Source organism: Streptomyces sp. NPDC030809 (genome assembly GCF_055572195.1).
The window spans coordinates 218,546-233,378 of record NZ_JBVIDV010000002.1; the positions used below are offsets into that span (position 1 = coordinate 218,546).

Below are 14,833 nucleotides of genomic sequence, written 5' to 3' on the forward strand. Positions count from 1 at the left end.
CCCCACCACACCTACCCCCCCCCCCCCCCCACCCCCTCCCCCCCCCCCCCCCCCCCCCCCCCCCCCCCCCCCCCCCCCCCCCCCCCCCCGGGCCTGCACGTCGCCTGACGGAGCCGCACGGAGCTGCGCGGAGCCGCACGGAGCTACGCGGACAGGGGCCGCTCCACCTTGATCGACTGGAGCAGGCCGATGGCCACCCACACGGCGAACATCGAGGAGCCGCCGTACGACACGAACGGCAGCGGCAGGCCCGCCACCGGCATGATCCCGAGGGTCATGCCGATGTTCTCGAAGGACTGGAAGGCGAACCAGGCGATGATCCCGGCCGCCACGATCGTCCCGTACAGCTCGGTGGTCTCGCGGGCGATCAGGCAGGCCCGCCACAGGACCACGCCCAGCAGCACCAGGATCAGCCCGGCGCCCACGAAGCCCAGCTCCTCCCCCGCCACGGTGAAGACGAAGTCCGTCTGCTGCTCGGGCACGAACTGGCCGGTGGTCTGCGAGCCCTTGAACAGCCCGGAGCCCAGCAGCCCGCCCGAACCGATCGCGATCCGCGCCTGGTTGGTGTTGTAGCCCACGCCGGCCGGGTCGAGCTCCGGGTTGGCGAAGGCCGCGAAGCGGTTGATCTGGTACTCGTCCAGCACCCCGAGCTGCCAGATGAGGACCGCCCCGACCACCCCGGAGCCGAGCAGTCCGAAGACCCAGCGGTTGGAGGCCCCGGAGGCCAGCAGCACCCCGAGGACGATCACCACCATCACCATGACCGAGCCGAGGTCGGGCATCAGCATGACGATGCCCATGGGCGCGGCGGCCAGGCACAGGGCCTTGACCACGGTCCGGTGGTCGGGGTGCTCCAGGTCCCCCGCGTCCACCCGGGCGGCCAGCAGCATGGCCATGCCCAGGATGATCGTGATCTTGCAGAACTCGCTGGGCTGGAGCGAGAAGCCGCCGCCGATCACGATCCACGCGTGCGCGCCGTTGATCGTGGCCCCGAGGGGGGTGAGCACGGCCAGGACCAGCACGAGGGAGAGCCCGTAGAGCACCGGCACCGCGCCCCGCAGGGTGCGGTGGCCGAGCCAGACCGTGCCGATCATCAGCACCAGCCCGATGCCGGTGTTCAGGGCGTGCCGCAGCAGGAAGTAGTACGGGTCGCCCTGGTTGAGCTGGGTGCGGTTGCGGGTGGCCGACCACACGAGGAGCGCACCGATGAAGGACAGCGCGAGCGAGGAGAGCAGTATCGGCCAGTCCAGCCGGCGCAGTATCGAGTCGCGTGCGGTCAGTCTGGCCAGCGGTCCGCGGTCGGGCGCGTACCGGGCGACCGAGAAGTTGTTCGCCCCGGTCACAGGTCCCCCCTCCGGCCCATCCACACCTCTCCGGGCGGCCCGGCGAGCTGGGTCTCCGGCTCCTCGGGCACCGGGACGTACGGCCGGACCTGCGGCGCGTCGATGGAGCCGTCCTTGTCGATCTTGGGGAGTCCGGGCTGGGGCCGCGGCAGCAGGGCCTTCCGGAGGTCCTGCTTGCCGCTCTTGTCGAGCCCGTACATCGCGTCGTAGATGTTGCGCACGGCGGGGCCCGAGGCCCCGGAGCCGGTGCCGCCCTGGGAGATCGTCATGACGATCGTGAAGTCCTTGGTGTACGTCGCGAACCAGGAGGTGGTCTGCTTGCCGTAGACCTGGGCGGTGCCGGTCTTGGCGTGCATGGGGATCTTGTCCATCGGCCAGCCGCCGAAGCGCCAGGCGGCGGTGCCTCCCGGCTCGACGACGGAGCGCAGGCCCTTGTCGAGGTCGCGGATGGTCTGGGCGTCCACGGGGAGCCGGCCGTGGGACCGGGGCCTGATCTCCTCGACCTTCTTGCCGTCGGGGCTGATGACGGCCTTGCCGATGGACGGGGTGTAGAGGGTGCCGCCGTTGCTGATGGCGGCGTACACGGTGGCCAGCTGGATGGGGGTGATGAGGACGTCGCCCTGGCCGATGGAGAAGTTGATGCTGTCGAAGGCCTTCAGCTGGTTGCCTTCGAGGCAGCTCTCGTAGGCGATCTGCTCGACGTACGTGCCGCCCTTCTTCCCCTGCTTGCACCAGGCGTCCTTGTTGGCCTCCCAGAAGTTCTTCTTCCACCGGCGGTCGGGGATGCGGCCGCGGACCTCGTTGGGCACGTCGATGCCGGTCTCGGCGCCGAAGCCGAACTCGTGGGCGGTCCGGTAGAACCAGTCGTGCGCGTTCTTCTTCGGCTTCAGGCCGCCGTCGCGCTGCCACTCCTGGTGGCCGAGCCGGTAGAACACGGTGTTGCAGGAGTACTTGAGCGCGTCCCCGAGGGTGATGGGGCCGTGCCCCTTGGACTCGAAGTTCGCGAAGCTGCGGTTGCCCATGCTGTACGAGCTGCTGCAGTTGTACTTGTCGTTGAAGTCGTAGCCGGCGCGCACGGCCGCGCTCGCCGAGACCACCTTGAAGACGGAGCCGGCGGGGGCCTGGCCCTGGATGGCCCGGTTGAGCAGCGGGTAGTTGGACTTCTCGCTGGTGAGCCGGGCGTAGTCCTTGGCGGAGATGCCGCCGACCCAGGCGTTGGGGTCGTAGTCGGGCTGGGAGGCCATCGCGATGACCCGGCCGGTCTTGGACTCCATGACGACGACGGCACCGGAGTCGGCCTCGTACTTGCGGCCGGTGATCTTGTCGGTCTCCTGGCGGACGGTCTTCATCGCCTTGTGCAGCTCGTACTCGGCGGCGGCCTGGACCCGGGCGTCGATGCTGGTGACGAGGGTCGATCCGGCGACCCCGGGGTCGGACTGGGTCTGGCCCATGACCCGGCCGAGGTTGTCCACCTCGTACGAGGTGACGGCCGCCTTGCCGCGCAGCTGCTTGTCGTAGGTGCGCTCGATGCCGGAGCGGCCCACCTGGTCGGAGCGCAGGTGCGGGGAGTCGGTGTCCTTGGCCTTCTGGATCTCCTCGTCGGTGACCGGCGAGAGGTAGCCGAGGACCTGAGCGGTACGGGCGCCGCCGGGCGCGGGGTAGCGGCGTACGGCGGTGGGCTCGGCGGTGATGCCGGGGAAGTCCTCGGGGCGTTCGCGGATCTGGAGCGCCTGCTGGGTGGTGGCTTCGAGGGTGACCGGGATCGGCTGGTACGGGGAGCCGTTCCAGCAGGGCCGCGGGGTCTGGGAGTCGCAGAGCCGGATCTTGTCCATGACGTCCTTGGGGGCCATGCCCAGGACGTCGGCGAGGCGGGTCATGACGGCCTTGCCGCGGTCCTCCATCTTCATCAGCTCGGTGCGGCTGGCGGAGACGACGAGGCGGGTCTCGTTGTCGGCGAGCGGGACCCCGCGGGCGTCGAGGACCGAGCCGCGCACGGCGGGCTGGACCACCCGCTGCACGTGGTTGCTCTTCGCCTCGTCGGTGTACTCGTCGCCGTTGCGGATCTGGAGGTACCAGAGCCGCCCGCCGAGGGTGAACAGCAGGGAGAAGACGATCACTTGGATGATGACGAGCCGGATCTGCACCCGGGGGGTGCGGCCGGTCTCGGGAATGTTGGTCACGCCTGCTCCCCCGTCACAGCTTCTTGGCGCTCTTCACGCCTTTGACGCCCTTTATCCGCCCGGCCCGGCCCGCGGTGCTGCGGGCGGCCTTCATGCGCAGGCCGCTGCGCCGCCCGCCGACGCTGAGTCCGGTGCCGCCGGCCAGCCAGCCGGAGGAGACGTCGGCGCCCTGGGCGGGTCCGCCGTTGGCCTCGACGGCCATCGGGTCGTTCTCGGCCCGGCGGGCGAGCGCCATCAGGAAGGGCACGGTGAACGGCGCGAGCAGCAGGTCGTAGAGGGCGGCGGTGAACAGGAGCCCGGTGATGCCGACGTGCCGGGCGGCGGTGTCGCCGACGAGGGCGCCGACCCCCGCGTACATGAGGGTGGAGCCGACCGCGGCGGCCACGACGGTGAGCATCGGGCCCCAGGCCGAGCGGAACCGGCCGTTGTCGGGCCGGGCGAGCCCGGCCGCGTAGCCGATGATGCACAGCACCAGCGCGTAGCGGCCGGCGGCGTGCTCGGCGGGCGGCGCGAGGTCGGAGAGCAGGCCGGCGCCGAAGCCGATGAGGGCCCCGCTGACGTGCCCGTAGACGAGCGCGAGGGCGACGACGGTGAGCAGGACCAGGTCCGGGACGGCCCCCGGCAGTTGGAGGCGGCCGAGGACGGCGACCTGGACGACGAGCGCGACCACGACCAGCGTGGCCGAGAGCAGGATCCGGTTGAAGCGCATGGCGGTCTCCTACTCGTCGGCCGGCTGTCCGGCGTCCCCGGCGGGGGCGCTCGCCGAGGGGGTGACCGTCACGGTGACCGTCGGGGCGGGCTTGGGCTTTTCGGGCTTCGGCGGCAGCACGGCGTCCCGCGGGTTCTCGCGGGGCGGCATCACGACCACCCCGACGATGTCGAGGCGGGAGAAGCCGACGTACGGGCGGAGCCAGACGGTGCGCGTGAGGGCGCCGCGCGCGGGTTCGACCCGGATCACCTCGCCGAGCGGAACCCCCGGCACGAAGGGCTTGTTGCCGTGCGAGCCGAAGGTGACGAGCCGGTCGCCGGGGACGATCCGGGCCCTGCCGTTGAGCATCTGGACGGACAGGGCGTGGTCGCCCTGTCCGGTGGCGAAGCCCAGCTCGCCGGTCTTCTCCAGGCGGGTGCCGACGGTGAAGTCGGGGTCGTTGGCGAGCAGGACGGTGGCGGTGTCGGGGCCGACCGTGGTGACCCGGCCGACGAGTCCGTCGCCGTTGAGCACCGTCATGTCCCGGCGGATGCCGTCGCGGCTGCCCGCGTCGATGGTGACGGTCCAGGAGAAGCCCTGGGCCGCTCCTATGGCGATGACCTCGGCGCCCTTGATGCCGTACTGGCCGGCGCCGGCCTTCTTCAGCATGGCGTCGAGTTCGCGGATGCGGCTGCGGTTGCGGTCGTCGCTGCCGAGCCGGGCCTTGAGCGCGGCGTTCTCGCGTTCGAGTGCGGTGATCCGGTTGTGGCGCTTGCCGGAGTCCCGTACTGCTCCTATGGCGTTGGCGACCGGGTCGACGGCGTCGGCGACGCCCTTCTCGACCGGTCCGAACACCGCGGCGGCGGCCTGGCGGGCACCGTCGACCGGCGACTCCTCGCCCGCCCGGATGTCCACCGTGATCAGCGCGAACGCGATGGCGACCAGCAGTACCAGGAGCAGCCGGCTCTCTCGTGTGTCCCTCACGTGCGGCAGCCGTGCCTTCCTTCTGGGAATTCTCTTGCCTGTATATCAACGATCCGCCGCACGGGCGCGGTAGCACCCGTACGGCGGATCTGTGTGTTCCGCATATCCCCCGGAGAGGGGGCATTTGTCAACGCCGAGGCTGGGCGTCCAGGACCTGCTGGAGGGCTTCGAACTCCTCGACGCACTTGCCGGAGCCGAGCGCGACGGAGTCGAGGGGGTCCTCGGCGATGTGGATCGGCATGCCGGTCTCGCGGCGCAGCCGCTCGTCGAGGCCGCGCAGCAGGGCGCCGCCGCCGGTGAGCACGATGCCGCGGTCCATGATGTCGCCGGAGAGCTCGGGCGGGCACTTGTCGAGGGTGGTCTTGACCGCGTCCACGATGGCGTTGACCGGCTCCTCGATGGCCTTGCGGACCTCGGCGGCCGAGATGACCACGGTCTTGGGCAGGCCGGAGACCAGGTCGCGGCCGCGGATCTCGGTGTGCTCGTCCTTGTCGAGGTCGTAGGCCGAACCGATGGTGATCTTGATCTGCTCGGCGGTCCGCTCACCGAGGAGGAGGGAGTACTCCTTCTTGATGTGCTGGATGATCGCGTTGTCGAGCTCGTCGCCCGCCACCCGGATGGACTGCGCCGTGACGATTCCGCCGAGGGAGATGACGGCGACCTCGGTGGTGCCGCCGCCGATGTCCACCACCATGTTGCCGGTGGCCTCGTGGACCGGCAGACCGGATCCGATCGCGGCGGCCATGGGCTCCTCGATGATGTGCACCTGGCGGGCGCCTGCCTGGGTGGAGGCCTCGATGACGGCGCGGCGCTCGACCCCGGTGATGCCGGAGGGGACGCAGACGACCACGCGCGGGCGGGCCAGGTAGCGGCGCTTGTGGATCTTGAGGATGAAGTACCGCAGCATCCGCTCGGTGATCTCGAAGTCGGCGATCACGCCGTCCTTGAGCGGGCGTACGGCGACGATGTTGCCGGGCGTCCGGCCGATCATCTTCTTCGCCTCGGAGCCCACTGCCAGAATGCCGCCGGTGTTCGTGTTGATGGCGACGACGGAAGGCTCGTTCAGGACGATCCCCCGGCCCCTCACGTACACCAGCGTGTTGGCGGTCCCGAGGTCGACAGCCATGTCACGGCCGATGAACGACATTGAGTTCCCCTTGTTCCCCATGAGGAGCGTCTGGCCTTCCCGGTTGATAGCGGCTGCTGTCAGGAGTCGGCGAGGTGGGTGTGTGGGTGGAGGCCCCATCGTAGTGCCGCATGTGCTCACATCGCGCGACGGGACTCCGGCTTTCCCGCCGGAACGGATACCCGCCCCCGTTATGGTGACGTCGTGTCCGGGCCATGCGTTCCCGGCCCTGCCGGGGAATACCGAAGGGCGACCGAAATTACTTCGGTCGCCCCAGGTGGTGAGCGCTATTCGGCTGACGCGAGGTCAGACGAGGGAGGGGAAGAACAGCTTCAGCTCGCGCTCCGCGGACTCCTCGGAATCCGATGCGTGGATGAGGTTCTCCCGGGTGATGGTGCCGAAGTCGCCCCGGATGGAGCCGGGGGCCGCGGCGATCGGGTCGGTCGGGCCGGCCAGCCCGCGCACGCCCTCGATGGCCCGCTCGCCCTCGACGACCAGGACCACGACGGGGCCGGAGGCCATGAAGCCCATGAGCGGCTCGTAGAACACCTTGCCCTTGTGCTCCCCGTAGTGCGCCTCCAGGGTTTCCTGGTCGAGCGTCCGCAGCTCCATCGCCGGAATGGTCCAGCCGGCCTTGCGCTCGATGCGGCCGATGATCTCGCCGACCAGCCCGCGGCGGACCGCGTCGGGCTTGAGGATGACGAGCGTGCGCTGGGTCATGGTGAAACTCCTTGCGGCATACGGGTGCGGTCCTACGAGGCTACAGTGCGTGCCCGCCGCGCCGTCACGCAGCGTCAGGCGCGGGGGCGGCCTCGGCCTGGGCCGCCCAGCGGGCCTTCGCCTCGTCCACCTTCCGGCCGTAGTGGACCGAGCACCACCACAGGCCCGCGAAGACCGCGCCCAGGAAGAACATGGTCGGGACCACGAAGCCGCTGAGGACCAGCCCGATCTGCAGGGCCCAGCCGATCTGCACCGCGCCGGGGCGCGAGAGCATCCCGCACAGCAGGACGGACAGCAGCATGGCGATGCCGCAGACCGTCCAGACCACTGCCTGGGACAGGTCGCCCTTCATGGCGACCAGGCCCGCGAACCCGATGACGAAGAACTCGCCGATCAGGGTGCTCGCACAGAGCGTGCGCATGTGTCAGCCCCTCTTCAGCAGCAGGCGGGCCTCGCCCACCGTGATCACGGAGCCGGTCACCAGGACGCCGGCCCCTCCGTACTCGGCCTCTTCCTCCGCCAGGGTGATCGCCGCCTCCAGGGCGTCGTCGAGCCGGGGCTCGACCTGCACCCGGTCGGGCCCGAAGACCTCGACGGCGATGGCGGCCAGCTCGTCGGCGCCCATCGCCCGGTGGCTGGTGTTCGCCGTGACCACGACCTCGGCGAAAATCGGTTCGAAGGCTTCGAAGACGCCCCGGACGTCCTTTCCGTCACTCGCGCCGACCACGCCGATGAGCCGGCTGAACCCGAAGGCCTCGGTGATCGCCGCGGCGGTGACCTGGGCCCCGGCCGGGTTGTGGGCGGCGTCCAGCACCACGGTGGGGCTCCGGCGCACGACCTCCATGCGGCCCGGTGAGGTGACGGAGGCGAAGGCCCTGCGGACGGTGTCCACGTCCAGCGGCCGGGCGTGCTCCGCCCCGATCCCGAAGAAGGCCTCGACCGCCGCCAGGGCCACGGCCGCGTTGTGCGCCATGTGCTCGCCGTACAGCGGCAGGAACACGTCCTCGTACTCGCCGCCCAGCCCGCGCAGGGTCAGCTGCTGGCCGCCGACCGCGACCTCGCGGGCGACCACGCCGAACTCCATGCCGGCGCGGGCCACGGTGGCGTCCACCTCGACGGCCCGCTTCAGCAGCACCTGGGCGGCGTCCACCGGCTGCTGCGCCAGGATGACCGTGGCGCCCTGCTTGATGATCCCGCCCTTCTCCTGGGCGATCTCGCCGGGCGTCCCGCCGAGGCGGTCGGTGTGGTCCAGGCTGATGGGGGTGATGACCGCGACCGAGCCGTCGATCACGTTCGTCGCGTCCCAGGTGCCGCCCATGCCGACCTCGACCACGGCCGCGTCCACGGGCGCGTCCGCGAAGGCCGCGTAGGCCATTGCGGTGAGCACCTCGAAGAAGGACAGCCGGTACTCCTCCTTCGCGTCCACCATCTCCACGTACGGCTGGATGTCGCGGTAGGTGTCGATGAAGCGCTCGGCGGTGATGGGCGCCCCGTCGAGGCTGATCCGCTCGGTGACGGACTGCACGTGCGGGCTGGTGTAGCGGCCGGTGCGCAGCTCGAAGGCGTTCAGCAGGGCCTCGATCATGCGGGCGGTACTGGTCTTGCCGTTGGTGCCGGTGACGTGGATCGACGGGTACGCGCGCTGCGGCTCGCCCAGTACGTCCATCAGGGCGGCGATCCGGGACACCGAGGGGTCCAGCTTGGTCTCGCCCCAGCGGCCGGCCAGCTCCTGCTCCACCTCGCGCAGGGCCCGGTCCACCTCCGGGTCCGCGGGGCGGGTCGGGACGGGGTCGCCCTGCGGCGGGCCGGCCTGGGCGCGCAGGGTGCGGCTGCCGGCCTCGATCACCGCCAGGTCGGGGTCGCGGTCGGTCTCCTCGGCGACGATCTCGTCGAACTCGTCGGGCCGGTCGGCACTCTCGGGCTGCTGCTCACTCACAGGACCCAGTCTACGGACGGGGGGCGCAGGGACTTTCGACCCGGCCGTTTCGGGACCTTCGGCGGAAGGTGCTGCCTGATCGTTATGCAAGCCTTGCGGCAGAGGATAGGGGAACAAATGCCGCAGGCGAGCAGCAACAAGACAGGGTCCGGCCGCGACATAGGGATAGACCTGGGGACCGCGAACACCCTGGTCTACGCACGGGGGCACGGGATCGTCCTGAACGAACCCTCCGTGGTCGCCGTGCGGGCGGGCACGACCACGGCGCTGGCCGTCGGCACGGAGGCCAAGGAGACCATCGGCCGCACCCCCGGCTCGATCACCGCGATCCGGCCCCTGAAGGACGGGGTGATCTGCGACTACGAGGCCGCCGAGGAGATGATCCGGCACTTCGTGCGCAAGGCGGTGCCGGGCCGCCGGCCCCGCACCCGGATGGTGGTGTGCGTCCCCTCCGGGGTGACCCCGGTGGAGCGGCGGGCCATCGTGCACGCCTCCACCCGGGCCGGCGCGAAGTCCGTGCACCTGATCGAGGAGCCGATGGCGGCCGCGATCGGCGCGGGGCTGCCGGTGTCCGAGGCGCGCGGTTCGATGGTCGTGGACATCGGCGGCGGGACCACCGAAGTGGCGGTGATCTCGCTCGGCGGGATCGTCGCCTCGCAGTCGCTGCGGGTGGGCGGGGACCGGCTGGACGCGGCGATCATGGACTACGTGCGCAAGGAGCACTCCCTGCTGATCGGGGAGCGCACGGCCGAGGACGTCAAGGTGGCCGTGGGCTCGGCCTGGCCGGTGCCCGACCGCCCCGAGCTGGAGACCCGTACGTTCACGGTGCGCGGGCGCGAGAAGGTCGGCGGGATGCCCAAGACCCTGGAGCTGACCGCGCTCGACGTGCGCAGCGCCCTGGACGAGCCGGTGGAGGCGGTCATCGCGGCGGTGCGGGCCACGCTGGAGGAGTGCCCGCCGGAGCTGTCCGGGGACGTGATGGAGCACGGGATCGTGCTGACGGGCGGCGGGGCGCTGCTGCCGGGGCTGGACCTGAGGATGGCCTCGGCCACGGGGATCCCGGTGTTCGTGGCGGACGACCCGCTGGACTGCGTGGCCCTGGGCTCGGGCAAGTGCGTGGAGGACCTCGACGCACTCGGGATGCTCTCGGCGGCGACGCGGGCCTGAGGGGCGTCTGCGGGGGCGCGGGGCGGGGCGGCCGGCCGCGGCCTGCCGGGGGAGCCGCCCGGCCGCCGGCCGGTCAGCCGCGCGGCAGGGTGGCGACGACCTCGTACGTGTTCTCGGTGCGGTGCGCGGTGAGGGTGCCGCCGAGGCTCTCCACCCGCTCGGACATGCTCGCCGTGCCCGAGCCGGCGGAGACCGGGGCGCGCAGCGGGGTCCGCGCGGGCACGGCGTTGCGCACGGCGATCCGCAATTGCGCACCCTCGGCCGAGACGGTCACGTCCACGGTGGCGCCGCGGGCGTGCTTGGCCGCGTTGGTCAGGCACTCCTGCACCACCCGGTACACCGCGGCCTGCCGCAGCGGGGAGACGTGCCGGGCGGCCTCATCCACGGCCAGCCGGACCGGGGAGCCGGCCCGGCCGCTCTCCTCGGCGAGCGCGGGCAGTCCGTCCACCCCCGGGGTCGCGGCCCGCTCCCCGCGCTGCACGATGATGTCGTTGAGGACGAGGTGGGCGCGGCGCGCGGTCTCCGAGAGCTCGTCGAAGTCCTTCTCGTGCGCGCTGCCGCGCGAGCGCAGGGCGAGCACCTCGGAGCGGACCGTCAGCAGGGTCAGCTCCCGGCCCACGAAGTCGTGCACGTCGCGCGCGACCGCCGTGCGCTCCTGCTGCACCGCGCGGAAGACGGCCGACTCGGCCCGCTGCTGGTCCAGCTCGCGGACCAGGTCCTGCCGGTAGGCGGCGATGCCCACGGCGGCGGCGAGCACCCCGATGGGCACGACGAGGCTGAGGAACCCGCTGAGGGTGTCGGCCTTCTCGACGGGCCAGCCCGGCAGGTTGAAGAGCAGGTAGGCGTAGCCGATGTAGGCCGCGGTGGCGAGGGTGCCCGCGCCACGGCCCCGGTAGCGGCCGATGGAGTACAGGGCGAACTGGATCAGGGTGAGCTCGTGGAGCCAGCCGATGAACACCAGGGCGGCGAGGTAGCCGGCCCAGGGCGCGCGGCGCCGCACCAGCACCGTGGAGGCGCCGGCGGCGAGCACCAGGGTGGCGGTTGCGCCGTTCAGGGAGTTGTCGTCGGCGGCCAGGCCCGGCAGGTCGAGCATCATCAGGCCGAAGCAGCCGAGTGCGGTGATCACGTCCAGTGCCCGCGGGGAGCCCAGCCGTCCCGCTGCCAGGCGGCGGACCGCGTCGGCGGTCCGTCGGATCGCCGGGGCGGGGGGCGTGACGTGCATGTCTTCCATCATCCAAGGTCCGCCCGGCGGATCCGCCCGACGCAGCGCCCGAAAAAAGTGATTTATGGCACCCGAGATCGGGACATTCGACCCATACGGCGGGCGACCTTCCGCCCTGCCGCCGCGGCGCTGCGCCCCCTAGCGTCGGAGGAATGATCGGCGTGCCCCTCCCCCGGCGGTCCGGCCGGGGACTGCCCCTGTTGCTGCTCGGCTCCGGACTGCTCGGGGTGCTGGCCTCGGGCGTGCTCGGGTACGACCGCATCCGGATGCTGGAGGACCCGCGGTTCGTCCCGGGGTGCAACGTGAACGCGGTGGTCAGCTGCGGGGACGTGATGAGCACCTGGCAGGGCAACGTGCTGGGCTTCCCGAACGTCCTGCTGGGCCTGGCCGGCTTCGGGATGCTGGCGGGGCTGGGCCTCGCGCTGCTCGCCGGGGCGGAGTTCCCCCGCCGGCTGTGGCTGCTGGTGCAGGCCGGGGTGACGGCCGCGTTCGGCTTCGTGCTGTGGCTCTTCGCGCAGTGCCTGTACGTGATCGGCGCGCTCTGCCCGTGGTGCGTGCTCGTGTGGGCGGTGTCCGTGCCGCTGTTCTGGTACGTGACCCGGCACGTGGTGCGGCTGCCCCGCCGCCTGGCGGCCCTCCCGCACTGGCTGGTCCCGCTGCTGCTGTACGCCGTGATGGCCGGGCTCACCCTGGCGCGCTTCGCCTGATCCCGCCCGGGGACCCGCCGTACCCGCAACGCCCGAAGGCCCCCGCTCCGAAAGAGCGGGGGCCTTCGCGTACGTACTTCCTGCCGGGCGTCCGCTAGGCGGCGGGCAGGGCGTCCAGCTGGGCCTGGATCCGGGCGATGTCCGCCTCGGCCTTGGCCAGTCGGCCCTTGATCTTGTCCACGACGTTGTCGGGGGCCTTGGCCAGGAAGGCCTCGTTCCCGAGCTTGCCCTCGGCCTGCTGCTTCTCCTTCTCGGCGGCGGCCAGGTCCTTGGCGAGGCGCTTGCGCTCGGCCGCCACGTCGATGGTGCCGGAGAGGTCCAGGGCCACGGTGGCACCGGCGACCGGCAGGGTGGCGGTGGCGCTGAAGGCCTCGCCCTCCGGCTGGAGGCGCAGCAGCTGGCGGATCGCACCCTCGTGCGCGGCCAGCGGGGTGCCGGTGAGGTCCAGGCGGGCCGGGACCTTCTGGCCGTCCTGCAGGCCCTGCTCCTTGCGGAACCGGCGGACCTCGGTGACGACCGCCTTGACCAGCTCGATCTCGGCCTCGGCGGCCTCGTCGCGGAAACCGCTGTCGGCCGGCCAGTCGGCGATCACCAGGGACTCGCGGCCCGTGAGGGTGGTCCACAGGGTCTCGGTGACGAACGGGACCACCGGGTGCAGCAGCCGCAGCATGACGTCGAGGACCTCGCCGAGGACCCGGCCGGACACCTGCGCCTGCTCGCCGCCCGCGAAGAAGGTCGTCTTCGACAGCTCGACGTACCAGCTGAAGACCTCGTCCCACGCGAAGTGGTAGAGCGAGTCCGACAGCTTCGAGAACTGGTAGTCCTCGTAGAAGGCGTCGACCTCGGCCACGGTCTTGTTCAGCCGCGAGAGGATCCACCGGTCGGTCGCCGACATCTGCTCCGGGGCCGGCAGCTCGCCCTCGATGGTGGCGCCGTTCATGAGCGCGAAGCGGGTCGCGTTCCAGATCTTGTTGGCGAAGTTGCGGGAGGCCTGGACCCAGTCCTCGCCGATCGGGACGTCGACGCCCGGGTTCGCACCGCGGGCCAGCGTGAAGCGGACCGCGTCGGAGCCGTAGGTGTCCATCCAGTCCAGCGGGTTCACCGCGTTGCCGAAGGACTTCGACATCTTCTTGCCGAACTGGTCGCGGACCATGCCGTGCAGGGCGATGGTGTGGAACGGCGGGACGCCGTCCATCGCGTACAGGCCGAACATCATCATCCGGGCGACCCAGAAGAAGAGGATGTCGTAGCCGGTGACCAGGACGGAGTTCGGGTAGAACTTCGCGAGGCTCTCGGTCTGCTGCGGCCAGCCGAGGGTGGAGAAGGGCCACAGGCCCGAGGAGAACCAGGTGTCGAGGACGTCGGTGTCCTGGTGCCAGCCCTCGCCCGCCGGCGGCTCCTCGTCCGGTCCGACGCAGACGACCTCGCCGTTCGGGCCGTACCAGACGGGGATGCGGTGGCCCCACCACAGCTGGCGCGAGATGCACCAGTCGTGGAGGTTGTCGACCCAGTCGAAGTACCGCTTCTCCATCTCCTGCGGGTGGATCTTGACCTTGCCCTCGCGGACCGCGTCGCCGGCGGCCTTCGCGAGCGGGCCGACCTTGACCCACCACTGCATCGACAGGCGCGGCTCGATGGTGGTCTTGCAGCGCGAGCAGTGGCCGACGGAGTGCGTGTACGGGCGCTTCTCGGCGACGATCCGGCCCTCGGCGCGCAGGGCGGCGACGATGGCGGAACGGGCCTCGAGGCGGTCCAGGCCCTGGAAGGGGCCGGGGGCGGTGATGATGGCGCGCTCGTCCATGACGGCGAGGTTCGGCAGGCCGTGGCGCTGGCCGATCTCGAAGTCGTTCGGGTCGTGCGCCGGGGTCACCTTGACGGCGCCGGTGCCGAACTCGGGGTCCACGTGCGTGTCGGCGACGACCGGGATGCTGCGGTCGGTCAGCGGCAGCTTGATCTGGCGGCCGACGAGGTGCTTGTAGCGCTCGTCGTCCGGGTGGACGGCCACGGCGGTGTCGCCGAGCATCGTCTCGGCGCGGGTGGTCGCGACGACCAGGGAGTCCTCGCCCTCGCCGTAGCGGATCGAGACGAGCTCGCCGTCGTCGTCCTGGTACTCGACCTCGATGTCGGAGATCGCGGTCAGGCAGCGCGGGCACCAGTTGATGATGCGCTCGGCCCGGTAGATCAGCTCGTCCTCGTAGAGCCGCTTGAAGATGGTCTGGACGGCCTGGGACAGGCCCTCGTCCATCGTGAAGCGCTCGCGGGACCAGTCGACGCCGTCGCCGAGGCGGCGCATCTGGCCGGAGATCTGGCCGCCGGACTCGCCCTTCCACTGCCAGACCCGCTCGACGAAGGCCTCGCGGCCGAGGTCGTGGCGGGACTTGCCCTCCTTGGCGAGCTCACGCTCGACCACGTTCTGGGTGGCGATGCCGGCGTGGTCCATGCCGGGCTGCCACAGGGTCTCGAAGCCCTGCATGCGCTTGCGGCGGGTGAGGGCGTCGATCAGGGTGTGCTCGAAGGCGTGGCCCAGGTGCAGGCTGCCCGTGACGTTCGGCGGCGGGATGACGATGGTGTACGCGGGCTTCTCGCTCTTCGCGTCGGCCTCGAAGTAACCGCGCTCTACCCAGCGCTCGTAGAGCTTCCCCTCTACCTCGGCCGGCGCGTAGGTGGTCGGCAGTTCGGAGTTGGGGCTGCTGGGTGTCTGCGTGTTCTCGGTCACGGACCACAGTTTAGAGCGGTAACAGTCCAGCTATGAAACCGGTA

General features: G+C 71.2%; 12 protein-coding genes. 2 read left to right on the forward strand and 10 right to left on the reverse strand.

Annotated features, from left to right (window positions below; genetic code table 11):
* Window positions 1-143 precede the first annotated feature (143 nt).
* The 8 genes from rodA to folC all read right to left on the reverse strand — a co-directional run bounded on the left by rodA (window position 144) and on the right by folC (window position 8,977).
* Window positions 144-1,343, reverse strand: coding sequence for a rod shape-determining protein RodA (gene rodA / locus ACZ407_RS03670; protein WP_468125174.1), 1,200 nt, complete (start codon window positions 1,341-1,343; stop codon window positions 144-146).
* Window positions 1,340-3,523, reverse strand: a complete 2,184-nt coding sequence (gene mrdA, locus ACZ407_RS03675) for a penicillin-binding protein 2 (RefSeq protein ID WP_468125176.1) — start codon at window positions 3,521-3,523, stop codon at window positions 1,340-1,342. The genes rodA and mrdA overlap by 4 nt, the downstream gene beginning before the upstream one ends.
* A 13-nt stretch (window positions 3,524-3,536) precedes the next feature.
* Entirely contained in the window at window positions 3,537-4,232 is a 696-nt protein-coding gene (mreD, locus tag ACZ407_RS03680) for a rod shape-determining protein MreD (RefSeq protein ID WP_468125177.1), read from the reverse strand.
* A gap of 9 nt (window positions 4,233-4,241) precedes the next feature.
* Window positions 4,242-5,195, reverse strand: coding sequence for a rod shape-determining protein MreC (gene mreC / locus ACZ407_RS03685; RefSeq protein ID WP_468125179.1), 954 nt, complete (start codon window positions 5,193-5,195; stop codon window positions 4,242-4,244).
* Between the two features lie 127 nt (window positions 5,196-5,322).
* On the reverse strand, window positions 5,323-6,342 hold the full coding sequence (locus ACZ407_RS03690; RefSeq protein ID WP_125647420.1) for a rod shape-determining protein: 1,020 nt from the start codon (window positions 6,340-6,342) through the stop codon (window positions 5,323-5,325).
* 285 nt (window positions 6,343-6,627) lie between these two features.
* Window positions 6,628-7,041: a nucleoside-diphosphate kinase gene (gene ndk / locus ACZ407_RS03695; protein ID WP_468125181.1), complete on the reverse strand. Its 414-nt coding sequence runs from the start codon at window positions 7,039-7,041 to the stop codon at window positions 6,628-6,630.
* A gap of 64 nt (window positions 7,042-7,105) precedes the next feature.
* On the reverse strand, window positions 7,106-7,462 hold the full coding sequence (locus tag ACZ407_RS03700) for a DUF4233 domain-containing protein (protein WP_468125182.1): 357 nt from the start codon (window positions 7,460-7,462) through the stop codon (window positions 7,106-7,108).
* 3 nt (window positions 7,463-7,465) lie between these two features.
* The gene (gene folC / locus ACZ407_RS03705; RefSeq protein ID WP_468125184.1) at window positions 7,466-8,977 is read right to left on the reverse strand and encodes a bifunctional tetrahydrofolate synthase/dihydrofolate synthase; all 1,512 of its coding nucleotides are present in this window, start codon (window positions 8,975-8,977) and stop codon (window positions 7,466-7,468) included.
* A 117-nt stretch (window positions 8,978-9,094) separates the two neighbouring features.
* Here folC and ACZ407_RS03710 point away from each other — a divergent pair, with 117 nt between their 5' ends.
* A complete protein-coding gene (locus ACZ407_RS03710) occupies window positions 9,095-10,144 on the forward strand; it encodes a rod shape-determining protein (RefSeq protein ID WP_468125186.1) in 1,050 nt (349 codons plus the stop codon).
* Window positions 10,145-10,217: 73 nt separating this feature from the next.
* Here the strand turns inward: ACZ407_RS03710 and ACZ407_RS03715 are convergent, their stop codons facing one another.
* Complete coding sequence (locus ACZ407_RS03715) at window positions 10,218-11,366, reverse strand: sensor histidine kinase (RefSeq protein WP_468125188.1); 1,149 nt, start codon at window positions 11,364-11,366, stop codon at window positions 10,218-10,220.
* 152 nt (window positions 11,367-11,518) lie between these two features.
* Here ACZ407_RS03715 and ACZ407_RS03720 point away from each other — a divergent pair, with 152 nt between their 5' ends.
* Window positions 11,519-12,073, forward strand: a complete 555-nt coding sequence (locus ACZ407_RS03720) for a vitamin K epoxide reductase family protein (protein ID WP_468125189.1) — start codon at window positions 11,519-11,521, stop codon at window positions 12,071-12,073.
* 94 nt (window positions 12,074-12,167) lie between these two features.
* Here the strand turns inward: ACZ407_RS03720 and ACZ407_RS03725 are convergent, their stop codons facing one another.
* Window positions 12,168-14,789, reverse strand: a complete 2,622-nt coding sequence (locus ACZ407_RS03725; RefSeq protein WP_468125191.1) for a valine--tRNA ligase — start codon at window positions 14,787-14,789, stop codon at window positions 12,168-12,170.
* Window positions 14,790-14,833 lie beyond the last annotated feature (44 nt).